This window comes from Planctomycetaceae bacterium, assembly GCA_039680605.1.
Lineage (GTDB): Bacteria > Planctomycetota > Phycisphaerae > SM23-33 > SM23-33 > JAJFUU01.
This window is the reverse complement of sequence record JBDKTA010000046.1, coordinates 1-26976: the sequence shown is the minus strand read 5'-3', so window position 1 is coordinate 26976 and position 26976 is coordinate 1. Positions and strand designations below refer to the sequence as shown.

Annotated in this window: 21 protein-coding genes and 1 pseudogene; 3 read left to right on the top strand and 19 right to left on the bottom strand. The window is 62.9% G+C overall.

Annotation, left to right across the window (positions count from 1 at the left end; translation table 11 throughout):
• Window positions 1–412: 412 nt before the first annotated feature.
• Window positions 413–1429, bottom strand: a complete 1017-nt coding sequence (locus ABFD92_14290; GenBank protein MEN6505707.1) for a hypothetical protein — start codon at window positions 1427–1429, stop codon at window positions 413–415.
• A gap of 549 nt (window positions 1430–1978) precedes the next feature.
• On the opposite strand from ABFD92_14290, the gene hypE reads away from it, so the two are divergent.
• The gene (gene hypE / locus ABFD92_14285) at window positions 1979–2998 is read left to right on the top strand and encodes a hydrogenase expression/formation protein HypE (GenBank protein MEN6505706.1); all 1020 of its coding nucleotides are present in this window, start codon (window positions 1979–1981) and stop codon (window positions 2996–2998) included.
• Window positions 2999–3617: 619 nt separating this feature from the next.
• Here hypE and ABFD92_14280 read toward each other — a convergent pair.
• From ABFD92_14280 to ABFD92_14260, 5 genes and pseudogenes are all read right to left on the bottom strand, one after another.
• Window positions 3618–4268 (bottom strand): annotated as a pseudogene (locus tag ABFD92_14280) (phage Gp37/Gp68 family protein).
• Window positions 4269–4271: 3 nt separating this feature from the next.
• Window positions 4272–4589, bottom strand: coding sequence for a helix-turn-helix transcriptional regulator (locus ABFD92_14275; protein MEN6505705.1), 318 nt, complete (start codon window positions 4587–4589; stop codon window positions 4272–4274).
• The gene (locus ABFD92_14270; protein ID MEN6505704.1) at window positions 4586–4858 is read right to left on the bottom strand and encodes a hypothetical protein; all 273 of its coding nucleotides are present in this window, start codon (window positions 4856–4858) and stop codon (window positions 4586–4588) included. The genes ABFD92_14275 and ABFD92_14270 overlap by 4 nt, the downstream gene beginning before the upstream one ends.
• Before the next feature lie 666 nt (window positions 4859–5524).
• The gene (locus tag ABFD92_14265) at window positions 5525–6355 is read right to left on the bottom strand and encodes a sigma-70 family RNA polymerase sigma factor (protein ID MEN6505703.1); all 831 of its coding nucleotides are present in this window, start codon (window positions 6353–6355) and stop codon (window positions 5525–5527) included.
• 182 nt (window positions 6356–6537) lie between these two features.
• On the bottom strand, window positions 6538–7599 hold the full coding sequence (locus ABFD92_14260; GenBank protein MEN6505702.1) for a uroporphyrinogen decarboxylase family protein: 1062 nt from the start codon (window positions 7597–7599) through the stop codon (window positions 6538–6540).
• A 229-nt stretch (window positions 7600–7828) separates the two neighbouring features.
• Between ABFD92_14260 and secD the strand changes: the two genes are divergently transcribed.
• Window positions 7829–11410, top strand: coding sequence for a protein translocase subunit SecD (gene secD / locus ABFD92_14255; protein ID MEN6505701.1), 3582 nt, complete (start codon window positions 7829–7831; stop codon window positions 11408–11410).
• Between the two features lie 294 nt (window positions 11411–11704).
• Here secD and ABFD92_14250 read toward each other — a convergent pair whose 3' ends face one another.
• The 13 genes from ABFD92_14250 to ABFD92_14190 form a co-directional block, all read right to left on the bottom strand.
• Complete coding sequence (locus tag ABFD92_14250; GenBank protein ID MEN6505700.1) at window positions 11705–12760, bottom strand: radical SAM protein; 1056 nt, start codon at window positions 12758–12760, stop codon at window positions 11705–11707.
• Entirely contained in the window at window positions 12757–13344 is a 588-nt protein-coding gene (locus ABFD92_14245) for a hypothetical protein (GenBank protein MEN6505699.1), read from the bottom strand. Before ABFD92_14245 ends, ABFD92_14250 begins: the two co-directional genes overlap by 4 nt.
• A 7-nt stretch (window positions 13345–13351) precedes the next feature.
• The gene (locus tag ABFD92_14240) at window positions 13352–13870 is read right to left on the bottom strand and encodes a hypothetical protein (protein MEN6505698.1); all 519 of its coding nucleotides are present in this window, start codon (window positions 13868–13870) and stop codon (window positions 13352–13354) included.
• Window positions 13871–13876: 6 nt separating this feature from the next.
• The gene (locus ABFD92_14235; protein MEN6505697.1) at window positions 13877–15022 is read right to left on the bottom strand and encodes a hypothetical protein; all 1146 of its coding nucleotides are present in this window, start codon (window positions 15020–15022) and stop codon (window positions 13877–13879) included.
• A 117-nt stretch (window positions 15023–15139) separates the two neighbouring features.
• Complete coding sequence (locus tag ABFD92_14230) at window positions 15140–15742, bottom strand: hypothetical protein (protein MEN6505696.1); 603 nt, start codon at window positions 15740–15742, stop codon at window positions 15140–15142.
• Between the two features lie 4 nt (window positions 15743–15746).
• Window positions 15747–16757 carry a hypothetical protein gene (locus ABFD92_14225; GenBank protein MEN6505695.1) on the bottom strand — a complete coding sequence of 337 codons (1011 nt, stop codon included), beginning with the start codon at window positions 16755–16757 and terminating at the stop codon, window positions 15747–15749.
• 163 nt (window positions 16758–16920) lie between these two features.
• On the bottom strand, window positions 16921–17682 hold the full coding sequence (locus ABFD92_14220) for a hypothetical protein (GenBank protein MEN6505694.1): 762 nt from the start codon (window positions 17680–17682) through the stop codon (window positions 16921–16923).
• Between the two features lie 351 nt (window positions 17683–18033).
• On the bottom strand, window positions 18034–19254 hold the full coding sequence (locus ABFD92_14215; protein MEN6505693.1) for a hypothetical protein: 1221 nt from the start codon (window positions 19252–19254) through the stop codon (window positions 18034–18036).
• A gap of 173 nt (window positions 19255–19427) precedes the next feature.
• On the bottom strand, window positions 19428–20660 hold the full coding sequence (locus ABFD92_14210) for a hypothetical protein (protein ID MEN6505692.1): 1233 nt from the start codon (window positions 20658–20660) through the stop codon (window positions 19428–19430).
• Window positions 20661–20896: 236 nt separating this feature from the next.
• On the bottom strand, window positions 20897–22522 hold the full coding sequence (purH, locus tag ABFD92_14205) for a bifunctional phosphoribosylaminoimidazolecarboxamide formyltransferase/IMP cyclohydrolase (protein MEN6505691.1): 1626 nt from the start codon (window positions 22520–22522) through the stop codon (window positions 20897–20899).
• A gap of 163 nt (window positions 22523–22685) precedes the next feature.
• Window positions 22686–23999, bottom strand: coding sequence for a PQQ-binding-like beta-propeller repeat protein (locus ABFD92_14200; protein ID MEN6505690.1), 1314 nt, complete (start codon window positions 23997–23999; stop codon window positions 22686–22688).
• A 70-nt stretch (window positions 24000–24069) separates the two neighbouring features.
• The gene (locus ABFD92_14195; protein MEN6505689.1) at window positions 24070–24351 is read right to left on the bottom strand and encodes a hypothetical protein; all 282 of its coding nucleotides are present in this window, start codon (window positions 24349–24351) and stop codon (window positions 24070–24072) included.
• A gap of 165 nt (window positions 24352–24516) precedes the next feature.
• A complete protein-coding gene (locus tag ABFD92_14190) occupies window positions 24517–25605 on the bottom strand; it encodes a hypothetical protein (protein ID MEN6505688.1) in 1089 nt (362 codons plus the stop codon).
• A gap of 108 nt (window positions 25606–25713) precedes the next feature.
• On the opposite strand from ABFD92_14190, the gene ABFD92_14185 reads away from it, so the two are divergent.
• Entirely contained in the window at window positions 25714–26889 is a 1176-nt protein-coding gene (locus ABFD92_14185) for an alpha-L-fucosidase (GenBank protein MEN6505687.1), read from the top strand.
• Window positions 26890–26976: the final 87 nt, after the last annotated feature.

The following is a 26976-nucleotide window of genomic DNA, read 5'->3' as shown; positions in this document are numbered from 1 at the left end:
AGCGGGGCGCATGGACAGTCTGTTTTTCAGATTAACGCCGACGGCGACGTTAGATGGTCTTGTTTTGAGCCATTTGCTTCTCTGCGTACTCTGCGATCTCTGCGGTTCATGCAGTTTTCGGGCTAGCTGAGCTACAACACGCCGTGGCATGAAACAACAACGCCATCCCGAGCCGACTCCGTCGGAGGTCCCCCCCGGCGGGGGAGAAACACGACAGCTTCAATGGCAGGACGATCAGGCCGCCGGCGTCGTGGGCAGGGGCCAAACGGAGGCTGCCGGGGGGCCGGCTTGGGGCCTGGGGTCCTACGGCGACGGCGGCCGGCAGAATTGCTCAACGCTTTGGGCGGCGAAGAGCCCGCGTTGGTTGCGGCCGAGCGAAGCGAGGCCGCGCCAAGATGTTTGCAGTGAACTATCAAGGCTGAGGCAAGGGATTAGTGTCTTCCGGCTCGGGCCAGTCTTCCTCGTCAATTTTGCAGTTGAAGTCGGCCTTAAGCCCATCGGGGGGCATGTCGGGATCGGGCGTTCCGCGCGGGGGGTTCTGCCAGTCCAGCGCATAGCGGAAGGCGTTCTTGAGTTCCTTGGGCAAGGCCGCCAGCTCCCAGAACTCGCCCTCGTAGAAGCTGGCGTAGCCGTTGAGGATTTCGTCGCATTCCTCCAGTGCGTCTCGGATCCTGGCCTTGGCGGAACCTTCCTCGAGTTCCTCTTCTTCCTCCTCCGGCATGCCCTCGGGCTCGTTGGTCCACTGGGTTCGGGCGCCGCCGGCGAGCATGGGTCCGCCCTCGTCGATAAACATGCTGATCATGTACTCGCGCGCCTTGCGGGCGGTCTCGCCGTCGCCTTCCATCGCCACCTGGGCCTGGCGGTCCAGCAGCGGTTCGAGGTAGCCTATCCCCTTGCGCCGCGCCAGCTCGCGGTGGCGTCCGATGGCCTCGAGGATGCGCGGCTGCAGCTCCGGGCGTTTCTCTCCGCACGAGACGGCCCTGAGGTAGCGGAGGCTAAGCCCGAGTCGCTCGGCGATCTGTCGCTGCGTCAACACGCGGCAGGCGAGCATTTCGACCAGTTCGTCGTCGTCATACTCGGCCTGCTTGCGCGACCGCAGGGGCATATCCTCGACGGCCTGGCGGATCTCGGCGGCCTGCTGGGCGGCCTTTTGGCGATATTTCTCGCGAGCGGCCTCGATGCGCGGCTGGAGGTCTTTTCGCGAGTCGCCCTTGATGATGCTCCGGACCATCCGCGCGCTGATGCCGATGGTCTGCACGATTTCCCGCTGGGGCACGTCGCCGCGGGCGATGATCTCGATCAGCAGATCGTCGTCGTAAGCCTTCCGGGTTTTGGGCAGTTCGCCGGCCCCCTGTGCAGCCGCTACCGCAATCGCCTTGCGATCCGCATCCGAAAGATCCATTCTCGCCACCGCATTGTTTCTGGACATAGTGATACCCCTGTTAGTAATCAGTAATCAGTAATCTGGCGTGACATGGGCGTTTCATCCTGAGCCTGCCGAAGGACTCGCCCATGCTCCCCGCTGTGTGGCATGGGCGTCCCGCCCATGCTCCTGCTGTGTGGCATGGGCGTCCCGCCCATGCTCCCCGTTCCCTGGCGGGCGAGACGCCCGCCAGCGCATGGGCGAGACGCCCATGCCACACAACATGCTCCCCCCCTCGTCCGCCAGCGCATAGCCGAGACCTGTCCCCCTAAGGGACGGCCATATCACAAAACGATGCCTCAGTTTCCACCAAGAGCATTTGATTTGCAGAGGGATAGCGCGACCTGATCTGCCCTTATACCTCAATTATAGCAGCTGGACGACCGCAAAATCATAAAATATTGCGAACACACTACTTATAGGCGCAAGGACACCTGGTTTTTGAGACTACCGAACCAGGAAGCATTTTTCCCCATTCCCGAGGACCGAGGATCGAGGACGGTGGATCTGTTTTTCCTTTGCGCCTCGGGCGTCCTGTGCGGCTAAGATTTCCCCATGATCGACACGACCCGGATCCAACTCGCCCACGGCGGCGGCGGGCAACTCACTGCCGAGCTCATCCGCGACGTGATCCTGCCGGCCCTGGGCGGGCAGGACCCCGCCGCGCTGAAAGATGCCGCCACACTGCAACTGCCCCCCGGCGCGACCGCCTTTACCACCGACAGCTACGTCGTGCAGCCGCTGGAGTTCCCCGGCGGCGACATCGGCAAGCTGGCCGTCTGCGGCACGATCAACGACTTGGCCGTCAGCGGCGCGCGCCCGGCGGCCCTGAGCATGGGGCTGATCATGCAGGAGGGGCTGGAGATCGCCCTGTTGGCGCGGGTGCTGGGCTCGGCCGGGGCGGCCGCGCGGGCCGCCGGCGTCAGCATCGTCACCGGCGATACGAAGGTCGTCGAGCGATCCGCCTGCGACGGGCTGGTGATCAACACCGCCGGCGTCGGAACCATCCTGCCCGCAGCAAAGCTGGGTTTCGCGCAAGTTCAAGAAGGCGACCGTGTGTTGCTGTCGGGCCCGCTGGGCGAGCACGGCCTGGCGATCATGTCGCAGCGAAAGGGCCTGAGCTTCAAGGCGTCTCTGGCCAGCGACTGCGCGCCGCTGCACGAGTTGACGATCGCGCTGATCGAAGAGCTCGGCCAGGCCGTGCGCTGGATGCGCGACCCCACGCGAGGAGGCCTCGCCGCCACGTTGGCGGACCTGTCCTCCGCCGCCGGGCGCGATATCGAGATTCAGGAATCCGCCATCCCCATCAACCGCACCGCCCGCGCCGCCGCCGAAATGTTAGGCCTGGACCTGCTGACCATCGCCAACGAAGGCAAGCTTGTGGCCGTGGTGGCCGCAGGCGCCGCCGAGCGCGCCGTTGAAATCCTCCGCCAATTCCCCATCGCTGCCGAAGCCTGCGCGATCGGCCACATCGCCGCCGCCAGCGACAACCCATTAGTCGAGCTAGTCACCAAGCCCGGCGGCCGCCGAATCGTCCAGATGCCCTACGGTGAAGAGTTGCCTAGAATCTGCTGAGGGAGAAGATCTAGTTCCTAGTTCCTCGATCCTAGGGCAAGGGAAATCCTCCATCCCAAGTCCTCCACCCGCGCAAGATGCCAGCCTATTTATCACCCTGACGGAGGAGTCCCGCAGGCCGCTTCCAGCGGCCTTCGTCCCGGCGAAGCCGGGCTTAGGCCAGGGCTTTTAGCCCTGGTAATGGCCGCAACCGCTTCTCTTTCTCAGCACGCTTCAGCGTGCTTCAAAGTGATTCCTTGAGCACAGACACGATAGACGCCGGCATCACAGACCGAAGCCCTTAACGTATCCCTTGGACCATTTTCTTTGTCCACACTTGGGGCACGGGCGGAGGTACATCCAGCTGTGTTCAATGACGCTGGCCAACCAGGAAAGCCCAACCATTACCGCGATGCCAACCGGCACAGATCCCACTGCGACCACCCAGAATGGTACATCAATGAAGCGGCGCGTCGCGGCAACGAGTATGGCGACAAGGCTCCCGGCGAAAAAAGCATACACAAGGAGAAAAAGCCCGCAGGAAATCGAGGGGAGACAGCCGCCATAGGTCTCTTCTCCGCAGGATGTGCATTTGTAGATCATCCGTTACTCGCGCCTGCACGTTCCGCCGATCCCCAAGCTACACCCGCGCCAGCGCCGCCGACGCCGGCATCTCATCCCACGTCCGCCCCTGCAGGAGCCTGCCGTTCTTCTTCTTGTTCGTGCCACCCCATTGCTTGAAAAAGAAAGGCACGCCAACCGCGATGCACTGATCCCGGATATCCGTCACCCAATCTTCATCCATCGGCCGCGATCCGGGCCCGGACTCGCCGCCGGTAATGACCCAGTCGATCCCGCTCAAATCCAGTCCCGGCAGAGGGCCCAGCAGCGGCTCGATGGACAGGAACTTGACGCTGGCGTGAGTCTGGCGAAGATCGTCGATTCGTCCCAGGCACTTCTCATTCTCGACGCTGACGCCCATCCAGATGTGAGACGCCCATTCCAGTTGCGAATCCAGCCGAAGCAGCCTTTGGGATCGCTTGGTCAGTATCTGATACTGGTGCCAGTGGGCCCGTCGCATGACATCGAAGACCTGGAGGATGAAGTCCAGCGGAACGTCCCTGTGAAAGAGATCGCTCATGGAGTTCACAAAGATCGTCTGCGGCGTCTTCCAGGACAGCGGAAGGTCCAGCGCGTGCGGGTGCGTCCTGACGGCAAAGCCATCCGCATAGTTCGGCTGTCCCATGGCCTTGAGCCGCTTGGTCATCCTCTCGGCGTAGCAGTTCAGACACGTTCATCCCTGCAACGTCTGCTGGCATTGCCGGCGATATTGAAGAGGGCGCTGGCCGGTGAGCTTGAGGAAGGTGCGGTCGAGGCAGCGGGCCTCGCTAAAACCGCATCGGCGGGCGACCTCGTAGACCGGCAGGGCCGTCTGGGCCAGCAGCTCCTGGGCCCGGTCGATCCGGACGGCGTGGATCTCCTGGAGGATCGAACGCCCCAGTTCCTTGCGGAACCGCCCGCGCAGGGCCCGCTGGCCCAGCGTGGTGGCCGCCGCGACGTCGGCGACGCTGATGGGTCCGGCGGAGTTCTCGCGGATAAACCGGCGGCTCAACTGCTGGACTTGCCGCAGCGCGGGCAATGCGGGGCGGCGCCCGGCCGGATGAGCTTGCCGCAGGCGGAACAGGACGAAGCGGACCGCACCACCGATCCGATCGGCACGACCATCAGAAGCATCAGCGCCCCGGCGATGGCCAGACCGATTGCCAGCCCCTGCTCGCGGCGACCGTAGGATATCCCCACCGCCGCCGCGGCCAGCAGCAATCCGCCGCCGAGAACGATTGCCACGGCGCAGAGGTTCCTGAGCATGCGAGCCTGGTTCATCAGTCTGTCCTTCCCGCGACCGCCTGCTTTCGCACGGCCGCATGTACCCTATCGGCCATCGCGGTCCGGATGCAACACAAGACCGGCTGGATGAACATGGTCACGCTTGTGCCGCAGATTGCGGCACAATTGACGAGGGAGGTTTTGCCACCGCTGGCGCCAGAGGGCCGCGGCCGAATAGTCGTGTCACTGGCGATGGCACTTTCTGGCCTGTGGCTATTTTTGCCACCGCCGGATGTTTCGTGCCGAAAATACATCGCCTGTTCAAGCGAAGTCGGCGGTTGTTTTGCATCGCGGCAAGGGTAGAGTGCTTTCTACCGTGCCTACCCACCCGCCTGGCAGAGGCGGCAGGTTCTAGACGCCACCGGCGGTTGAGGGTCAACAACCTTCCGCCTCTGCGAGGCGGGAAGATGTGGAAGACGTTTTCCGGAGGCTTACGCCTCCGGCTAAATCCTGGAGCCTCTTCGAGGCTCATTTTCGGAACAGAGATCGCAGAGACGGCAGAGATGCCTTGAATGAAAAGACTCACAGAAAACTACGGAAGCGCGCCGCATGGACAGTCTGTTTTTTTCGGATTAAGGCCGATGGCGACGTTAAATGGTCTTGTTTTAAGCCATTTGCTTCTCTGCGTACTCTGCGATCTCTGCGGTTCATGCAGTTTTCGGGCTAGATGACTTCCTGCGCCAGCGCCCGGAGGCGCTGCAGGGCCTGGCGTTCGAGTTGTCGCACGCGTTCGCGCGTCAGGCCGATCAGCCTGCCGATTTCCTTGTACGTCAACTGCGGGCTTTCATCGCTGCGGCCCAGACCGAACCGCAGTTCGAGAATGCGCTGCTCGCGCGGTTCGAGCCTGGCCAGCAGGCTTTTGACCAGCGGGGCGTTGGAGGCATCGAGCAGGCTCTGGTCGGGGCTTTCGGCGCGGGTATCGGGCAGCATCTCCGCCAGGGTCTGCGTTTCGTCGCCGGCCGACTGCCCCGGCGCCGTGACGGCCGTCAGTCCCTGCTGCACGATCTGGGCCTTCTTGGCCGAGATCCGCAGCGTTCCGGCCATCTCTTCCAGCGTGGGCTGGCGTCCGAAGCTGGCTTCGAGCCGCCGGGCGGTGCGTCGCCATTTGCTGATGAGCTTGGCCAGGTACGCCGGGATGTGGATGGGCTGTCCGGCGTTGATCAGGGCGCGTTTGATGGCCTGCTTGATCCACCAGGCGGCGTACGTGCTGAAGCGCACGCCGGCGTCGGGGTCGAAATCTTCCACCGCCCGCAGCAGGCCCAGGTTGCCCTCGGCAACCAGGTCGGCGAGCGTCATCCCGGGGCTGGAGTATTCCTTGGCGATGTTGATGACCAGGCGCAGGTTCGCCTGGATCATCTCCTCGCGGGCGATGGCGTCGCTGTCGTCGCGCACGCGCCGCGCCAGATCGCGCTCCTGCTGGGCGCTGAGCAGCGGCGTGTTTTTGATGTGCTCAAGATACCATCCAAGCGTTGTGCCCGTAGCGGTGGCAGACATAACGTTCCTCTCTTGATCTTCCTCCGGGACGGGCCGCCAAGGCCCGCGATCGGCTCCACAGACAATGTCGTCTGATTGACCGACCCACTTGAATTGGCGCCGGCGCCAACCGCGCCGGGACGTTTCGCGGCACGGGCGGGACGCCCGTGCTACTCATGGGCAAGATGCCCATGCTACTTCGATCAGTAGCTGCCGATGTCTTTGACCAGGGCGACGATCTTGCTCATCGTGTCCAGCGAAACGTGGTGGGGAATGCTGTGGTCGCTGCCGAAAATATAGCCGCCGTTCTTCTTGAGCTCGGGCAGCTTGGCCCGAAGCTCCGCCTCGGCGATCTCGAAACTCTCCCAGTTTCGCACGTCAAAACCGCCCTGCATCGTCAGGCGGTCGCCGAAGCGGCGCTTGACGCCCAGGATGTCCATGCCGGCCTTGACCTCGAAGGGGTTCAGCGCGTCCAGGCCCAGCTCGACCAGTTCGGGCACGATCTCCATGATGTTTCCGCACGAGTGCATCTGCGCCACGATGCCGTGCGAGTGCGCCCAGTCGATGGTCCGCTGCTGGTACGGCCGAACGATCTCGCGCCACATCGCCTTGGAGAACAGCATGCCGTTGCGGTAGCCCATGTCGTCGTACCACTGCAGTTCGTCGAAGTGATAGCCCTCCTGCCAGGCCATCTCCATCAGCTCCAGGCCCAGATCGCAGAGGGTGTCGAGCATGTCCTTGACCCACTCGGGGTTGTCGGCCATGCCGTAGAGGACGTTTTCGGTGCCGACCATCCGGGCGTTGACGATGTCGTACCCGAACCAGCACGAGCCGACGATCCAGGCGCCTTCCTTGCGCCACTGGGGGAAGGCGGTCTTGATCCAGTCCCAGGGCATGCGGTCGCGCGTGGGGGTGAGGCGTTTTTTCGCCTCGGCCCAGGTGTCGGGGTCGTGAATGGCGAACTCCATGTCCAGCGGCGTGGAGGTGGTGGGCTTGAAGTTCTTCTTGGTGATGCCCCAGGCGTCGCGCTCGATGATGTAGCTGTCGGTCTCCTCGATCACCACGCGATCGAATCGCGGACTGGTGTCGCCGCCGAAGGCCACCACGTTGTCCAGACCGAAGTGCTCGCGCCAGCCGGTGGTCAGGCCTTCCTTCTGCCATCGCATGAGGGTCGACTCCCAGGGGTGGTCGACGATCGGCACGCGATCCGCTTGCTGGTGGGCGTACATTCGCTTGAAACGTTCGTGGGTTGTCAGGTTTTCCATGGGCGGCCAGTGTAGCGGCAGGAGGCCGAAGATACAATCGCCCGCGAATTTTGCCCCGGATCAACCGGGCGGCGCTTGTGATTTACAATTTACAGGCGCAGGCCCGTTGCCTATCTTGCCTTTCCATCGTATAATCCTTGAACTTTTCTCGGGTTAACCGGCTATTAAATGTCTCTGGTACCTCCGCCGCCTCCGGCTGCGAGGACGAAAGGCTTTTGGAAAGATACAGATGAACAGCAAGAATCTTCCGCTGATGTTTCTGATCGTGCTTGTGGCGGCCGCAATCTCTTTGTGGTCTATCTTTTACGGCGAAGGCGTTCGCCTGGGCCTGGACCTGCGCGGCGGGTACAAGCTGACGTACGAGATACAGCCCGGCCAGGACGACGAGCCCAACCTGTCGGAACGTGTGATCGGGCTGCTCAAGCGGCGCATCGATCCGCGGGGCTTGGCCAACATCGAGTGGCGTCCCCTGGGGCAGCGGCGCTTTGAAGTGCGCATGCCCACCGGGCGCGAAGAATCCACCGCCGCCCGCCAGAGTTATGATGAGGCTCTCAAGGTCCTCGAAAGCGGCAATATCCAGCGCAGCCAGATCGTCCGCCTCTTCAACGCCCCCGCTAACGAGCGCGAAGCCCTGATCACCCGAATGGCCAGTCAGAATGAGACGCTGGCCAAAATGCTGCGCGAGCTGGCGCAGGCTAATGATAAGGCCGCCGCGATCAGACAGCGCCTCGACAGCGCCGCCGGCGACCAGCGCAAGGCACTCAACGACGAATTGAACGTGGCGCAGAACAACGTCGAGTCGCTGACCGAGAAGGTCATGGCGTCGAATATCCGCCTGCGGCGGCTCGAGCAGATTCTCAACGATTATGTCTCGCCGCGGGAACGCGACGAAGGAGCCAGCTCCGCCAGCGAACTCGACGCCCGCCAGAAGAGCTTCACCCGAGGGGTCGAAGAACTCAAGAGGCAGTACCCCCTGCGCGCCGCGCAGATCGAGTCGGTGGTGGCCGCTTACCAGCAGTGGCACAACGTTCGACGTTTTCTTGAAGATCCCAGCGATCTCAAGCGCCTCATCGCCAAGACCGGCGTGCTGGAGTTTCGCATCGCCCCGTACGACCCTGAGCGCCTTCCGCCCAACGAGGGGCTCTCGGCCGACATCAGCCTGGACGAAGTGAAGCAACTCAGGCAGCAGTTGGTCACCGAGGGCGCCGACGCCGGGCGCAAGCGTGACGACCGCTGGCAGTGGTTCCGCACCTATGGCGGGCAGAAAGAGTTCGCCGGGCTGATCGTCGGTCACGACGAATCGGGTCTGCAGTATGTGCTGCTGGCCGGCAAGGCGCCCAACGACACGCTGCTGCATAGTTCAGGAAGCGAAAAGGACTGGGAACTGACCAGTGCCCGCGAGGGTTACGACAACATGGGGCGCCGGGCGGTCAACTTCGCCCTCGACGGCCGCGGGGCCCAGAAGTTCGCCATGCTGACCGGCCAGAACAAGAACAAGCTCATGGCGATCCTTCTGGACGACGAGGTCTATTCGGCCCCGAGAATCCAGAGCACCATCAGCGACCGAGGACAGATCACCGGAAGCTTCACGCAGCAGGACGTCGAAGACCTGGTGCGCACGCTGAACGCCGGTTCGCTTCCGGCGCGGATCAATCCCGAGCCCGTCAGCGAGAGCATGTTCGCCCCGTCCATCGGCAAGGTGAACGCCGAGATGGGCAAGCAGGCCGCCATCTCCGGTCTGATCGTCGTGGCGGTCTTCATCCTGGTGTATTACCTGCGCGGCGGCCTCATCGCCAACCTGGCGCTGGTGCTCAACATGGTCTTCCTGCTGGGGGCGATGAGCCTCATGCGGGCGTACCTGACGCTGCCGGGCATCGCCGGCGTCATCCTGACCATCGGTATGGCCATCGACGCCAACGTGCTGATCTTCGAGCGTCTGCGGGAAGAACAGGCCAAAGGCCTTCCCGTCCGCACGGCGCTCAAGAACGCCTACGGGCGGGCGTTCAGCGCGATCTTCGACTCGAACATCACCACGCTGCTGACGTGCTTGATCCTGGGATGGGTGGGCACCGAGGAAGTGCGCGGGTTCGCCATCACCCTGGGATTGGGCATCACCATCAGCATGTTCACCTCGCTGGTCGTGACGCGCTGGGTCTTCCAGGCGCTGCTGGACCTGCGGCTGCTGACGCGCCCGCTGCGCATGATGCACTTCTTCGGTCTGCCGAAGTTCGACTGGCTGTCCAGGCGATACGCCTTCTGGGCGGTCTCGGGCGTCTTCCTGATCATTGGCATCGTCTCGATCGTCCGCGAAGGCAAGGACCTTCTGGGTATCGAGCTCGCTGCCGGCACCGAGGCGCAGATCACGTTCAAGGATGACGCCTTGCTCAACGGCCAGTTGCTCACCGACGACCTGGTGCGCAAGACCTTCCGCAACGCCATCGACAAGCCCGCCCAGTCGCCGGCGACGCAGGCGGCCGCCGACAAGACGCGCGGCGCCTTTGAACGCCTCGCCAACGCCAGCGTGGTCATGAACATCGCGCCCAACCACATCAGGACTTTCCTGGCCGATCACAATCTGCCTCAGGACAAGCCCGTCTCGAAAGCGATGTGGGAGCAGAGCGCTCTTAACGTCGCGATGTTCGACAAACTCGACGCCAACGGCGACGGGTCGCTGTCGGAAAAAGAACTCGACCGCCTTCCCCAGACCACCTACCGCATCTCGACCACCGAGACGCATCTGCGGCCCATCCGCGATGCCGTCGAGACCGCCTTCGGCGACGCGATCATCACGCGAAAACGCCTGGAGACCCAGCGCGTCCGCGGGCAGGTCGCCCCGGCGATCAACGTGCCCCTGTCGGCCGAAGGTCTGACGAAGATTACGCCTGACCTGGCAAACCAGGCCGCCCCCGAGTATCGCGGGCGGTTGCTGGACTATGTCGACGGCGTGATGTTCGTCGTCAAGCTCGATCCACAGACCGCCCCCATCACGATCAGTGAACTGGCCGAGCGCATCCGCAGCGAGCGGCTCAATGCTGACAAAGACCTGCAGTTCAACAACACCGACGTGATCGGCCTGGTCGCCGGACCCAAGAACACCTTCCGGGAGTTCGCCGTGCTGGTGCGCCCTGCTGACGCCGATATCGCCTGGGACACCTTCGCCAAAGGCGAGAGCCAGCTTCTGGACCTCGCCCTGCAGCGCGAGGAAGCCATCGTGGCCACCAATTTCGACCCGCAGGTCGCCGGCGAAGCCAAGGCCCTGGCCATCGTCGCGATGGTCCTGGCGTGGATCGCCATCGTCGCCTACTTGTGGCTGCGGTTCGGTTCGTTCCGCTGGGGCGCCGCCGCGGTCATCTGCCTCGTCCACGACGTGCTGATCACCGTGGGGCTGGTGGCGGCATCGAGCTGGTTGTACCAGACCGCCTTCGGACGGATGCTCGGCATCGAGCCGTTCAAGATCGACCTGACGATGATCGCGGCTATCCTGACGCTGGTGGGCTACTCGGTCAACGACACCATCGTCATCTTTGACCGCATTCGTGAAAACCGCGGCAAGCTGACGACGATCTCGCCGCAGATCATCAACCTGTCGATCAACCAGACGCTCAGCCGTTCGGTGCTGACCTCGGCCACCACGCTCATGGTCGTGCTGATCATGTACATCTGGGGCGGGCCGGGCATCCATGCCTTCAGCTACGCGATGCTGATCGGCGTGGTCTTCGGCACGTACTCGTCGATCGCCATCGCCAGCCCGCTGCTGCTGGGCTTCAAGAATCTCGCCACCCGCCCGGCAGGCGTGGAGGTGAGCCAGTAGCTGGGTAGTCATTGCCCCAATATGTTTTGAGCCCTGAAAGGGCGAAACATCATCGTGTGCCGCCCTTGCAGGGCTCGGACCGTGGAACTACCGAACCCAGGGTTGCGTCCCTCGCTTCGCTCGCGACGTGATGGTCTTGCTTTGAGCCAATTTCTTCTCTGCGTACTTTGCGGTCTCTGCGGTTCATGCAGTTTTCGGGCTAAGCACGAAGGCCCTCTGGGGCCAAAACTCATGAAGGATGAATTATGCAAAACCACCGAGCTCTCTGTGCCTCTGTGGTATGTTGATTGACCGCTACAGCTTCCGCGCTTGATGTGAAAACGCCGCCAGGAATGGGTCGCATCCAGACAGGTCGCCGCCGCAGAGTTCGGCTGACGCTTTACACCCGCCCTGGCAGGTGAGTTCCATTTTGCACCCGCCACAGAATGGCGGCCGCGCGCCGGCAAAGGCGTCCATCGCCGCTCCCTGCACCATCTCTTTGAACGTCTGTGTGCGAATGTTGCCCAGAACGGTGGGGGAGTGGTTGCATGGCCGCACGTTACCCAGGGCATCGAGCGTGTAGTACGCCCGCGCGGTGCCGGCCGCACAATATCCAAAAGACAACCGCGGCCATCGCGCGTGGTCAAAGAGGCACTGGGGCATGGGGATCGAGCAACTGATCCCGATGTGGTACTTCTCTACCGCCGCGTTGGCGATGTCCATCGCGGCCGACAGTTCTTCCGGCGAGGCCTGCAACTGCTCGATGTTGCCCAACCCGACCGCCGCCCCGCCGGGATTGAAGCGATTGAACATGATTCCGTCGGCCCCCAGCGCTACGGCCAGCTCGATGGTCTGCTCCCAGGTCGGCAGGTTGACCCGCGTGGCCACGAACACGCACACCACGCGCTGGGCGGCGCTCTTGAGCCGCGCGATCGCCAGCGTGAGCTTGTCGAAGGCGCCGGGCGAGCCGCTGAGGCGGTCGTGAACCTCGCGCTGCACCGACAGCAGCGGCAGCTCGAAGAGGCTGACCTTGCCCCCGCCCAGGCACTCAATGGCCGCCTCGTCCAGCAGTGTGCCGTTGGTGAGAAAATTGACGGCGATCTTCCGCCCGGCCAGGTGGTCTACGATCTCGAAGATGTCCTTGCGCAGCAGCGGCTCGCCGCCACTGATGGTCACAAGCCTCGCCCCTGTCTGCGCGATCATCCGGTCCAGCATCACCAGCGTGTCGACGGTATCCAGCTCCGGCCCCGCCTCGATCTGCCCTCTCCAGAAGTTGTAACAATGCAGGCACGAATGATTGCACGCCCGCGTGGCCTCAAAGACAAACGACCCCACCCGCACGGGCCGCCTGCTGCCCCACGGCCAGATCATGGCTGAACGCCCCGCGCCGGTTGCGTGGCCGCATTATCCGCCTGCCGAAGCCGGTGCTCCTGTTCCAGCACCGAGTTCCACCCGAAGTATCTAAAGGCTCGCTCGTCATAGCCGACCTTCAAGCGCAGCGCCCGCAGGCTTACTCGCGCGCGGCCGCAGGCGCTTTGGGCCTCTCCGTACTCGCGCTTCGAGAGCTTCTTGTAGGCAAACTCGGATTCGAGCCAATAGACCCGCCGCTCGCATTCCAGAAGCGTCTGGCGTGCGGCCGCATGGTCCAGGCGTTCTGCTGCGACAAGTTTCTCCAGCAGTGGAAGCTGGCGGTTCAGTTGCCCCAACTCATCAATGAATCCTTGTCGCGGCATGATTGCCTGGGGGACGGGCTCGTAACACGTGACGCAGCCGGACAAAGAAGAAATGCCCACGGCCGTCAGCGCAAGAATTCCCGCAGCGATTATCGCCCGCCGCCACTGAGGCCCCGTTCGCGCCGCGCGATGCACGTCCCGCCGCAGCATCAGCAGCACGCCCACCACGACCGCCCCGACCACCGCGGCGACGATTGTCCAGACTGTCATTCGATACGGCATGAGAACTCTATTGTACCGGCCCCGTGGCCGGTTGCGATGCCGCGCGGCTACCCAGCGCGGAGTGCAATCCCACCAGAGCTTTTCGCGCCCGCAAGAGTACCGAAGTGCAGCGGTTCTTTTCATCCGCAAGCAGCGATTGCCGGGCCGCCTCATCTTCGACGGCCTTGGCCAATTGCTCGCAAAGCCCGATCGCGGCTTTGGCGGTAGGCGTGTCAATTGCCCCGGACTGCCCATAATTTTCCAGCAGCGCTGCCTGCCACTCCAGCCGCCCCAGCAACTCCGGTAAACCAGCCGCCTTCTCATGCGATGTAGACATCACCGCATAGCATGTGACGTGTTCCACCGTCCCAGCCGCGATTACCCCGATCGCTGCAAGCAGCGTGATCGCGCAGAGAATCAGCGTCCTGCGCCAGCGAGGGCCCTTACCGGCTGCCGCCCACACATCCCGCCGCATCAGCAAGAGCGCGGCGACGATGAATATCCCCACAGCGCCCACGATTATCGTCCAGATGCTTATCCGATACATGGCGCCTCACTTGTGCTTTTGCGACGCAGCCCCGGCCGGACGTGTCGTCGCAGGGCCATTTTCCAGCGCCTCCAGCGCCGTCTTGTACGCCGCCTCGCCCAGTACGCCCCGCTGGCGGTACGTCGTCAGCAGCGCGCGCTGGCGGTCGATCATCTCCGGGTCGCGACGAGAAAACGCCGGCATCATTGCGTAGCAGAGCACGTGACCAACAAATGTCACGGCCGTTCCCGCGCCAACCGAGGCCGTCAGTGCCACCATTCCCAGAACCATCTTTGCAGCACCGCGTTTCACCCGCACGATTAGTATAGCAATAGCCGCGATCAGCATGGCAGCTCCTGCGATCCGCGGGCCATGGTATGTCCACCACGCCCAGTGGAGCCGCTGGGAGTAAAGCTCGCCCCCGATGCTGTAGACGTAGATGTCTTTATCGACTTTGATTGAATAGTGACCCCACCAATCCCCCGACGCGGGACTATCGCGGAATTTCTCGCTGTTCAGGCCATGGCGGTTCTCATAGACGTGGGGCGTCATCCAGGGAGAAAAAGCTCCGCCGCGGCCTAATGGAATCAGGTTGTCATTGTCGGTAACCGCCAAGGTCATGGCTGCGTTGTCCATGTCGCTGGGAACGTCATAGCAAAGCCCGATTGCCTGGTTGAGATCACTAGCCGTACGTGGAGCATGCCCCGTTTGGCGGCGGTATTCCTTCAGACGCTCCTGCACGTGCGGCCAACCGATGCGTGAATATGCTCGCTCCCGATGTTCTGGCCACCATCCCAACCCAACGACAATCGTACCAGTGAAGTTATCCAGAACGGCCAGCCCTTCATCGTTGCTGGGATAGCGTCCATGCACTTGGCGATACTTGAGAAGGTGAGCCTTCAGGTCCGCCAAGTGATTTTGAATGACGGTCACGTGACGCTTGGCTTGCCAGATTGCGCGATCGTCGGCAGTAAAGCCGCAGGCCAAGAAAGCACCAAGCCCTCCCAGTACGACAATCGCCGTGTACCGCGTTAGACGCATGATGAAGCCCCTTATTCTGGCAAGGATATCGCCGCGATCCTGCAAACACAAAGGATAATCACCAAAGGCTCTTCTCTTTGTGCCTTTCGTGTCTTTGTGGAATTCTCTCCGCGGCCCCTGCGATCTCTGCAATGGAAATGAGCCTCGAAGAGGCTCCAGAATTTAGCCGGAGGCGTTCCCCTCTCCAGAAGTTGTAACAATGCAGGCACGAGTGGTTGCAGGCCCGCGTGGCCGATATGGCATTGGAGTCTATTCCCTCGTTGCCGAAGCCGGCCGCGTCGTCGCGCGTTCCTGACGTTCATGCTCTTGTGCCAGCGCTTCGTTCCATGGATAGCATCGCAGGGCACGAGGATCGTACCCCAGCTTCATCCGTAGCCAACAGAGAGTAACGCGCGCGTGGATGGCGAAAAACCGAGTTTCATCGCGATCTTTTTCAGAGATAGATTTCTCTTCGCTCTTCTTTTCCATCTCTGCGATGGTTCTTTCGCACTCCAGCAGCACCTCCCGGGCAGTTGGCCTATCGATCGTGTCATTCTGGATGAATGGATCAATCCGCTCCAGTTGTAGGCAGGCCTTCGCTCGCAGCTGTGTCAGATCCTTCTCAGCATTCATGCGAGCCATCACGTCTCTATTTATATAGCAGGTAACTTTCACAGTCGGTCCGCACCCGGTGGGGATAAAGATTCCCAAACTGCCAAACAGGGCGATCCCGGTCGTCAGCAGGCCCCGCCGCCAAGCTGGTCCGTTTGCGGCTGCGCGATGCACATCCCGCCGCAGCACCAGCAGCACGCCCACCACGACCGCCCCGACCACTGCGGCTACCATTGCCCAAGCTGTCATTCGATAGGGCATGATCTCACTCCCTCGGCTGCGTCGCCGCACTAGCCGGGCGCGTGGTGGCCGGCCCGTTCTCCAGCGCCTCGACGGCGGTTCTGTACGCCGCCTCGCCCAGCACGCCGTTTTTGCGATACATCGCCAGCAACTCGCGCTGGCGGTCAATCATCGCAGGCTGGCGCATTCCCGAAAATGCTGCCGAGGCCTCATAGCACGTGGCCTGACCCAACACAGTCGCGCCGGCCCCAGCACCAACTGAACCGATGAAGGCAACGATGCCTGCGATGACCCCCATCTTCCTTCGGGCGACCATTACCAGCAGCAGAATCAAGGCCGCCGATACTATCCCTACGCCAACCATTCGAGGGCCATGATGGTTCCACCATGCGTCATGGAGACCTTGGGAATATATTTGTCCGCCAATGGAGTAGACGTAAATCCCGTCATCCACCTTGATCGAGTAGTGGCCCCATCGATCAGCCGCGACGGGGCTGTCACGGAACTTCTCCTCGCTTAGCCCTTGACGGTTCTCGTACAGGTACGGGACCATCCACGGGGTGAAGATTGCTGTCGTGCTGACGGGCATCAGGTTGTCGCCGTCGGTAACAACATATGTGGTCTGCGGGAAAAGCGATGGAGTATCTTCCACGCAATATATCCTCGAGACATCGTTCCATTCCCTTGCTGTTCGCGGCACATGCCCGCTGCGCTGATGATATTCTTTCAGATTGCGCTGGCTGGACTCCCAGAAGAAATACGGCCAGCGGAATATATCGTTCTGCGGCCCCGGGTAAGGCAGCGAAAATCTGGCGGGGAAGTTGTCCAGCGCTGCCAGTCCCTCGTCATTACTGGGGAATCGACCATGCACCCGGCGGTAATTAAGCAGATGCGTTTTGAGATCGCTCAAGTGGCTCTGGACGACGATCACGTGTTTGCGGTAAGCCCAAACCCCTCGATCGTCACCAAGGCCCAAAGCAAGAACAGACCCTGCAACGCCCAGCGCGACAATCGCAATGTACCGCCATGCCCGCATGATCGGCTCCCCGTATCACGTACACGATACGGCTGGCGGGCGTGGAAAGCAACGCCGCCGAATATGAATGAGGCTTCAGGATGAATGGATGGATGCATGAGTGGATGGTTCTGCCATTCATGCATACATCCACCCATCCAGCTACTGGCTACCGGCTACCGCTTCAATCCCCCGTGCGGGTGATTTTGATGTCGTCCAGGCTGGCCATGTCGCTGCCCCACCATTTGCCCGGGTCGACGATGATGAACAGCAGCTCGCCGGCGGCCAGCTTGATGTCCTTGACGTCGATCTTCGTCGAGGCGGGGGCGACTTCGTCGCCGAAGGGTCCGCCCTTGGCGACGACCTTGACGCTCTTGCCCGCGTCGGCGCTGGTGGCAATCTGCCAGAAGATGCCGTCGTGCTTCTCGTGCTTCCACACGTGCAGGTCGCTCATGCCGCCGCTGAGGGCGTACGTGCCCGCTTTGGGAACCGTGTACGAGATCGCCACGCAGCGGTGCTGGCCCTTCTCGACGTAGGGATAGAGGATGACCTTCTTGGTCTTCTTGTCGGCCCAGACGCCCTCGAAGCGGCCGTCCCAGTCGCTGTGGAAGATCCAGCCCTCGGTCTCCTTGGGATTGGGCAGCTTGTCGGCGATGGGGCCCTGAACCTTGCCCTTGCCGCGCTTGGCCTTAGCGTCATAGATGCCCTTCTCGCGCTGATCGGCAGTCATCTTCTGTGTACACAGGTCCAGATGCAGAAACTTCCCGCGAGGAACGACCGTCTCGAACCAGAACTGCCAGGTGTCGTCGGCTGTGTTGCCCTTGCCGTCGGGCCCGGTGCCGTTGACATCGAGCACTGCTTCGCCCGTCAGCTCGACGCTGTCAGATGCCGGCGCGGCGACGACGGCCGCTACTATCGCCAGAACCACCACCGACGCCTTAATCATCGTGTTCTCTCCTGATAGAAAATAACGGTCATTTTGCAGCTTAAGCTACGATCGCCTTGTCTTCCAACAAGATTTGAGACCGAGCCATGTCCGGCGCAACAGATTACGGCCCGTGTGTCCGGTCGGCAGAGCTGGAAATGCCCCATATAACTGCATAATGTCTCATTGCAGCATGAAAATGTCTGATTGTGGCATTCACTAAAGAAGCCGCCGGCTGTAAGATTTCGGTTGTAGCTGAGACACACCGCGCCCGAAGAGCAGTTGCCGTGACTGAACTTCGGGTGTCCTCAGGCGGCCGGCCCATAAGCCGGCCGTCTGTTTTTGACGGGGCACGTTGCCTTGCCAGGCGCGTTATTCGAACAGGACGATCGCCCCGCCGCCGGCTTCGAGTTTGAACCTGAAGACCCCGTCAGCGAGCTTCAGTTCTTCGTACTTGCCCGTGGCGCGGTTGAACAGCTTGGGCTTGACCGAACCCTTGGTCAGCTTGATCTTGACGTCCTGATCGGCGTAGGCGTTATGGTTGGCGATGAAGACCACGTCCTGATCGGTGTAGTTGTACTTCGAGACGCCCATCACGAACTCGCCGGACTGCGGCTGGAGCCAGAAGTCGGCGGGAACGGCATTCTTTTCCAGGCCTGTGGGCATGGCGTTGCCTTCGGCGGGCTTGGCGACGTCCTTGTTATTCCAGTCTTTTGTCCAGGGCGTGGAGTAGATGGCATAAGGCAGTCCGACTTTGGCGATCTCGCCGCGCATCGGAGCGATGTACTCATTGACCTTGGCCAGGTCCTTTCCATACCCGTTGAACTGGAAGTTGCCCATGTTCATGATGCGCGAGCCGATGTGCCACATCGCTGCGCGCAATCCGCAGGCGATCGACGTGGTCTGCGTGTACAGCAGGCGGTTGTAGTTGCCCTTTCCGGGCAGACCCGCATCGGTGGTGCAGTAGCGCCCCAGGCGGCTGTCGTGGGGGCGAGCGACGCTCCACTGCGCCAGCAGGTTGCGGAAGTTTTTGTGAGGTCCGCGCTTCCAGGCGAAGTCGTAGTTGCTGACGAAGGTGGCTTTGCCCAGGAACGACAAGCCGCCGCCGTTGTATGTGCCGCTGAAGGCGCCGTGGTTGGGGTCCCACTTGTGGACGTTGTCGATGTCGCGGGCGCGCCCGGCCCCCATCGCGCCGAACCGGTCGGACCACACGTGATAGCCGCCGATGGTGGTGCTGTTCTGGAGCTTCTTGAGCAGCTCCTCGCACTCCTTGGGATTGTTGTACACGTGCGGATACGCCAGCAGGTCGACGAACAGGTACATCCCGTGCTTCTTGCAGAGCTCTTCGCGCTCGGGCGAATACTGGGCCAGCACCGCGTTGAAGTGCCCTTCGTTCTTCAGCGACAGCAGCAGCTTCTCGAACTGCGCCGGGTCCTTGGGCAAAGCGTCGGCGGCGTAGCCGTTGATGAAGATCGCCAGGTATTCCTTGGGCACGCGCTTGTTCGGCGTCGTCGGCAGGGCAGCCGGCTCGGCAGGCAGGACCGAGGCCGACAACAGAATCGCACTCACCACAGCCAGAATACAAGTCTTCATGGTTTGCGTCCTTAATAAGCAGGCAAGCAGGGCAACAACCTTATTGGTGCGGCCCTATGGAGTGCGGCAGCCATAGCTGCCGCTTTGGCTGTTGTTGGGCAGCACGGCATCTCAACAACATGGAAAGCGGCAGCTGCTGCTGCCGCACTCCATAGGGGCCCAGCACGTTAAGGTTACTCAAACAGTACGATCGCCCCGCCGCCGGCCTCGAGCTTGAAGCTGAACGCCCCGTCGGTGAGCTTCAGTTCTTCGTACTTGCCCGTGGCGCGGTTGAACAGCTTGGGCTTGGACGACTTGGTCGTCTTGATCTTGACGTCCTGCTCGGCGTAGGCGTTGTGGTTTGCGATAAAGACCACGTCCTGGTCAGTGTAGTTGTACTTCGAGACGCCCATCACGAACTCGCCGGACTGCGGCTGGAGCCAGAAATCAGCGGGGAACTTGTTGTCATTGCCCATGGCCGGGGGCATGACATCCTTGCCCTCGACGGGCTCGTTGTTCTGGTTCTTGGTCCAGGGCGTGGAGTAGATGGCGTCGGGCAGGCCGATCTTGGCGATCTCTTCGCGCATCGGCTCGATCCACGCGTTCATCTTGGCCAGTTCTTTGCCGGCCTCATTGAACTGGCAGGTGTTGAAGTCAAAGATGCCCGAGGCGATGTGCCAGGTAGCCGCCCGCAGCCCGAAGGCGATCGAGGTGGTCTGGATGTACAGCAGGCGGTTGAAGTTGCCCTTGCCGACCTGCCCGACCGTCGCTCCGCAGTAGCGGCTCAGACGGGTGTCGTTGGGCTTGGCCACGCGCCACTGGGCCATCAGGTTGGTGTAGTTCTTGTGCGGCCCGCGCTGCCACGAGAAGTCGTAGTTGCCCACCAGGTCGCTCTTGCCCAGGTAGCGAATGTGTTCGCCCGTATACGTGCCGCTCCAGGTGGCGTGGTTGGGGTCCCACTTGTGGACCGTGTCGATATCGCGGGCGCGCCCGGCGCCCTGCTTGCCGAACCGGTCAGACCACAGGTGATAGGCGGCCACCGTCGTGCTGTCCTGGAGCTTCTTGAGCAGGGCTTCGCACTCGGCGACATTCTTATACACGTGCGGGAACGCCAGCAGGTCGACGACCATGTAGACGTTGTGCTTCTTGCACATCTCCTCGCGTGTCGGCGAGTACTGGCACATGATGGCGTTGAAGTGCCCGTCCTTGACGATGGCCGCGAGCATCTTGTCGAACTGCGCGTCGTCGGCGGGCATCGTGTCGCTGCCGTAGCCGTTCATGAAGACCGCAAGGTATGCCTTGGGTATGCGCTTGCGTCCGCTGGTATCGGCCGCCGACTGGGCGGACAGCACAGACGCGGCCAGCGCGACCACGCTCAGGACCGCTGCAACGTGCAAGAGAGGCTTGGACATTCGAGACAATCGCATTGGTATGCTCCTTCCAGGGATGCTTCGGGCCCGAGCCCGAAAAGAACTACGTTAAAGATACTGCCTGGCACCATCAGAATAAACCCGTTTGTTGGTCAAATATTGCGAAGAACGCATCAGACTTGGCGACATGGCGACATCGGCACTCTGACGCGCGGGGCAAGCCCCGCCGCTAACGAGATAAGAGTGACGTGTTCAGCGTCCTCGTCGTCGGTTTCTTCTTCTTTCGCGGCGGATCAGTGATTGAAATGTCGCGTCTGGGTGAAGACCATCGCCAGGCCCAGTTCGTCGGCGCGGGCGATCACGTCTTCATCTTTCTTGCCGCCGCCGGGTTCGATCACGGCCGCAGCGCCGGCGTCGCGGGCCCAGTCCAGGCTGTCGGGGAAGGGGAAGAACGCGTCGCTGGCCAGGACGCAGCCGGCCGTCTCGACCTTGCCCCCGCCGCCGTACTGGGCGGCGATCATTCCGGCCAGCCGCGCCGAGTTCACGCGGGACATCTGTCCGGCCCCGGCGCCCAGCAGCGTGCGGCCCTTGGCCAGCACGATGGCGTTGCTCTTGACGTGCTTGCAGACCAGCCAGGCGAAGCGCAGGTCGTCCATCTCCGCCGGCGTCGGCTGGCGCTTTGTGACCACTTTCCAGTCCTGCTCGTTGAGTCCCACCAGGTCGCGGTCCTGGATGATCGCACCGCCGACGACGTACTTGATGTACTTCTCGGCGTTGCGCCGGCCGGTCAGCGGACCCGTCGCCAGCAGGCGCACGTCCTGCCCCCAGCCTTCGCGCGACTGGATGATCTCGAGGCTGCGGCCTTCGAACGATGGGGCGATGATGATCTCGGCGAAGAACCCGCCGGCGCCGCTGTCTTTGCCCCAGCGCTTGTACGTTTCGACGACGGCGGCGGCCAGCTCTTCACTCACCGGGCGATTGACGGCGATGATGCCGCCCATCGCGGCGTTGACGTCGCCGTAGTAGGCCTTGCGATAAGCCTCGACGAGGTTATCGTCGACCGCGCAGCCGGCGGGGTTGGCGTGCTTGATGATCGCCACGGCAGGCTTGTCGAACTCCTTGACCAGCTCGATGGCGCCGTTGGCGTCGAAGTAGTTGTTGTAGCTGATGCTCTTGCCGCCCAGCAATTTCGCCCGCGCGACGCAGGGCTCGCAGGCGTCGGGCGAGACGTAGAACGCCGCTTTCTGGTGGGCGTTCTCGCCGTAGCGCAGATCGGCGGTCTTGGTGAAGGAAAAGCCGATGCGGTCGGGGAACTGCTCGCCGGTCTGCTGGCGCAGGTACGCGCTGATGATGCTGTCGTAGTGACACGTCAGAGCGAAGGCCTTGAGGGCGAACTTCTGGCGCAGGGCGAACGAGACCGCCCCGTCTTTGGCGGCCATCTCGCCCAGCACCTGCTCGTACTGCGCCGGCTCGGTCACGACGGTGACGTACTTGTGGTTCTTGGCCGAGGCGCGGATGAGCGTGGGCCCGCCGATGTCGATCATTTCGATGGCGTCGGCCAGCGTCGCGCCGGGCTTGGCGATGGCGTCTTCGAAGGGATACAGGCTCACGCAGACCAGATCGAGCGGCTCGAGGCCGTATTTTTCGATGTCGGACTTGTGCTGCGGGTCGTCGCGGTTGGCCAGGATGGCGCCATGCACCTTGGGGTGCAGCGTGACAACGCGATGGCCGAGCATCTCGGGAAAGCCCGTCCACTCCTGGACGAACCGCACGGGAATGCCCGCCTGCTGCAGGGCTTTGGCCGTGCCGCCGGAAGAGATGATCTCGACGCCCCTGTCCACCAGGGCCTTGGCGAATTGCTCGATGCCGGTCTTGTCGTAAACGCTCAGTAACGCACGACGAATTTTCTGGTCATGCACGGGTCGGTTCCTTCCTTTCCGTGGCATGGGCGTCTCGCCCATGCATCCTGCAGCAACGATCAGGGACTCGCACAACCGAGTCGTGCGTGGCACCCGTCCCTTCCTTCCGCAGGCGAGACGCCTGCGGAATGCATGGCCGAGACGGCCATGCCACACAACTGAACTATTTCTTCTCGCCGGGGACCGGATTGGGATTGAGCATTTTTTCCGTCAGCGCGGGGGCGCCTTTGCGACGAATGCAGCAGACCGTGCCGTCGGCCGAGGCGGCAAAGATCGCGTCGATCTGCGTGTTGGGAACAATCATGTCCCATCCGGTCATGGGCAGGCTGACGTTGATCTTGCCGCTGAGTTCATTGACCATCAGCAGCACCTTGTTCTTGTCCAGCAGCGCCACCGTACCTTCGAAGATGGCGGCCACCATCCGCCCGTCGGGGTTCGTCCACCGCGGTTTGACGGTGTCGATCCCGATGGCGTAGAAGGCGTCCTTGCGGACGTACTGGAAGATGGTCGACTGCCCGACCTGGATGGGGTCGAGGATCTCGCCCTTGGTGATGATCGGGCCCCAGTCTTTGAAGGCCTTGGTCTGCTCGTCGAGGACTTTCATCCGCTCGCCGTTGCTGCGGTCGATGACGTGGATGCGCCCGTTCTGCGTGCCCAGGAAGATCCCGCGGCGGTCGGCGTGGAACGGCGCCGTGATCGGGGCGTCGAAGACGCGGATCCATTTGCGCTTGCGCTGGGCGGCCCCGACGGCGGCTGTCAGGGTCTTGTCCTGGCTGCCGACAAGTACCACGCCTTCCACCAGGCGCGTCGGGGTGTTGATCATGTCGCCGGTGGACATTTCCCAGGAGTTGACCTCGGCATCCATGCGGACGCCGTAGTAGTTGCCCGCGGTGGAGGCGCCGTAGAAATACGTGCCGTCCGTCTCGCCGCCGGCGTTGGACGAGTAGGTCAGCGGGAAGACCTTGACGAGTTTTCCGTTGCTGCGGTTGACGACCGTGACGCTGCTGAGGGTGTTGATGAACGTGGCGTTGTACGGTTCGACGGGCGGCAGGGTCCTGGGCTGAAGCATCTCCTTCATGCCCGCGCGCTTGGGGCGCAGCGTCACGCCGTCGGCATGCACGGGCTCGAAGATGGTTTCCTTGGTGCCGATGATCTGCGCCCAGGCGGGCAGGCCGCGCCGCGCGTCGACGGCGATGAGCTTGCGCTGATTCGTCAGGCAGTACATCAGCTCGTCGATGCGCCAGACGCGTTCGATGCGCTCGCCGCGGTCGAGGTCGAGGCGGAACTTCCAGTAATACGCCAGGTCTGCTTTGGCCAGCACGTCGTCGGACAGCACCGCCTTGGCTTTGGCGGCGCCCTCGGGCGCCGTGCGCGGAGCGGTCGAACGATTGGCCGGGGTCTTGACAGCCGCCTGTGCGGCCCAGGCCAACGCTCCAACCAGCACGATCATTACGCTGAGTTTCACGATCCTGCGCATCGGTTGCTCCTGCCCCCGCAAAAGGCACTCTCGCCATCCGGTCTGCGGGGCAGCCGGGGCGCCTCGGGCGTCACCGCCCGCTTTCCAGTGATACATACTCGCTCAGGTCCATCCCGTGAAGCGTCTCCCACTGACGCAGCCGGGCGATCCGCTCCAGGTCTTCGCTGATGCGATGGGCCAGCTTGAAAATGTAAGGCCGCCCTTCCAGACGCCCTCGCAAGTCCGCTTCCATCTCATCCCAACTGCCTTCGTACACTTCTCGCTTGAGCACCAGCAGCATCCGCTCTTCGGCCGTGGCGACCGCCACAAACTCCCGCGCCTTCTTCTGGAGTTGCAGGGAGCTTGTGGTCACATCGTGCGTCCTTAGCGCCGTGGATGTCTTCGCCCACTCAGGGGCGGGGGAGTCCCGGTCGTCGCTGGGATGTCTTCAACCCTAATCTAAAGATGCCCGAGACCTTTTGCAACCGGAAATCACGGTCCGGTCGTCGGATGCGGCCGGGAAAGCGCCCCGGCCGGCCTAGTCCTTGACCGAGACCTTCCTGCTCAAGACGGTCAGGCCGCCCTGGCGCAGGTGTACGCGGTAATTGCCTTGCCCGCTCAGGGCGGCGATGGGCACCTCGATGGTCTGACTGGTCTGCGAGCGCGACCAGGTGAACTCGCGGTCAAAGAGCACCGTGTTGGAGGCGCCCTCGGGCGTGACGGTCAATGTGAAGGGGTTGCGGTCGGCCTCGGGAGGCAGGCGAACCGTCACCATCACCGCCCCGTCGCCGCGCGCAAAGGTCGAGGTCTCCTTCAGGCCGCCCCCGGCCGTGCGGCGAGACGTTTCCAGCGCCCGGTCCTTGCGGACCTTGATCGTCGCCGGCGCCGGAGCGATGGCCCGCACGAGCTGCCGGGCGACCTCCTGCGACGCGCGGCCGAGCGATTCCTCCATCGTCAACTGCCCCGGACCGACGGAAACCACCGTCGCGGTGTCCTGCGTGGACGCCAGGCGCCGCCCGTCGCTGACGCGGTACAGCTCGATCGCCGCCGCTGCGGTCGCCTGTGTCTGGTACGTGTAGGAGACGTAGTATCCCCGCCCGTACGGGCCTTCGAGCGGGTAAGGATAGGGGTCGTACGGGCCGTACGGATACGTGTCCCGCACGAGAACGGGCTGGGCGTGAAGCGCCGTGACGCGCCCCAGCAGCAGCAGGTCCACGCCGCCGCGGCGGCGCAGCGCCGCCAGCAGTTGCTCCGGCGGCGGACCGGCCGCCGGCGGGGGCACGACCTGGTAGTATTCCGCCGCCGGTTGACCGCTGGGCCCCGGCCGCGTCGCCGGCGCCGAGGGCAGCGCCGCCCCGGCCTGGCGGAGTTCGCCAAGCAATGTCGGACCTGAGACGACGCGGTAGCTGCCGTTGGCGACCAGCGCGTCGATCATGCGGTCGGTGAAGAACACTCCTGCCGGCGGGTCCGGCGTCAGCGAACCAAACGGCATCACCGCGATCGTCCGCAGATCCGGGCTGTAGAACGAAGGATACTGCGTGACGGTGATCTCTCGGGTGCAGCCGCCCGCGGCCGCCCCCGCGGCAAGGAGCAGTCCCAACCCCATGATTCTCGCGAGATGACGCATGTCATGACTCCTCGTGTCGGCAGATAATTCTATCGCAACCATGCCGGCGGCAGCTCCACCAATCTTCCATCATTCCATTCTTCCGGCTTTTCTGCTATTGAGACGCTCATGGCAAAACCATCTTCTGACTACGACAAGTTCCGCTGGTTCAACGAAGCCCGCTACGGGATGTTCCTGCACTGGGGGTTGTATTCGCAGATCGAGCGGGGCGAGCTGATCATGCATACCGAGCAGATTCCCGTCGCCGAGTACGAGAAGCTGGCCGACACGTGGACGGTCCGCGGCAATCCCGCCCGCGCGTGGGCCCGCCTGGCCAAGCGCGCGGGCATGAAATACATGGTGCTCACGGCCAAGCATTGCGACGGATTCTGCCTGTGGGACACGAAGATGACGCCCTACAACGCAGTCCAGCGCGGGCCGCGACGCGACCTGCTGGCCCAGTACGTAGCCGCCGCCCGCGCCGAAGGCATGCGCGTCGGGTTTTATTACTCCTTCGTGGATTGGCATAACCCCGATTGCCAGGCGTTCAACGACAGCCCCGCCGCGCGGCGGCGGTTCGTCGAGTTCACGCGCGGGCTCATCGGCGAACTGCTGAGCAACTATGGGCCAATCGACATGCTCTGGTATGACGCGATCTGGCCCTTCAATGCCCGCACGCTGCAGAGCCGCCGCCTCGACCAGCTCGTGCGCCGCCTGCAGCCGCGCATCCTCACCAACGACCGCTCGTGGATCCCCGGCGACTTCACCACCACCGAAGGGCGCATCGTGCCCTCAGACCCCGGCCGCAACTGGGAAGCCTGCATGATGACCAACGACTCCTGGGGCTACGCCGCGCGGCCGTCGTGCGACTGGATCTGCCCGCGCGACATTCTGCGCATGATCCGCTCGGTCACCGGCGCCGGCGGCAACCTGCTGCTCAACGTCGGTCCCAAGGCCGACGGCTCCCTGCCCGCCCAAGCCGAGCCGCTGCTGACGGCCGCGGGCAATTGGCTGGCCCAAAACGGCGAGGCGGTCTACGGGAAGATGGACCGCCGCCGCGAACCGCTCAACGACTGCTGGACGCACAGAGGCAATACCGGCTACTACTGGTGTACGGTCTGCTACCCGCGCGGCCGATTCGCCATCGGCGCCGTCGAGCGCCGCGTGCAAAGCGTGACGCTGCTGCCCGGCGGCAAGAGCCTGAAGTTCAAACAGGAAGGCACGCGCCTGATCATCGAGAATCTTCCTGCGCGCAATCCCGACCCTATCGCGCAGATGCCTGTGCTGAAGATAATCTTCGGATAGCGATCTATGGAGTGCGGCAGCCTTAGCTGCCGCTTTGGAAGTTTCTCGGCGGCCGAACAACTCTAAAAGCGGCAGCTAAGGCTGCCG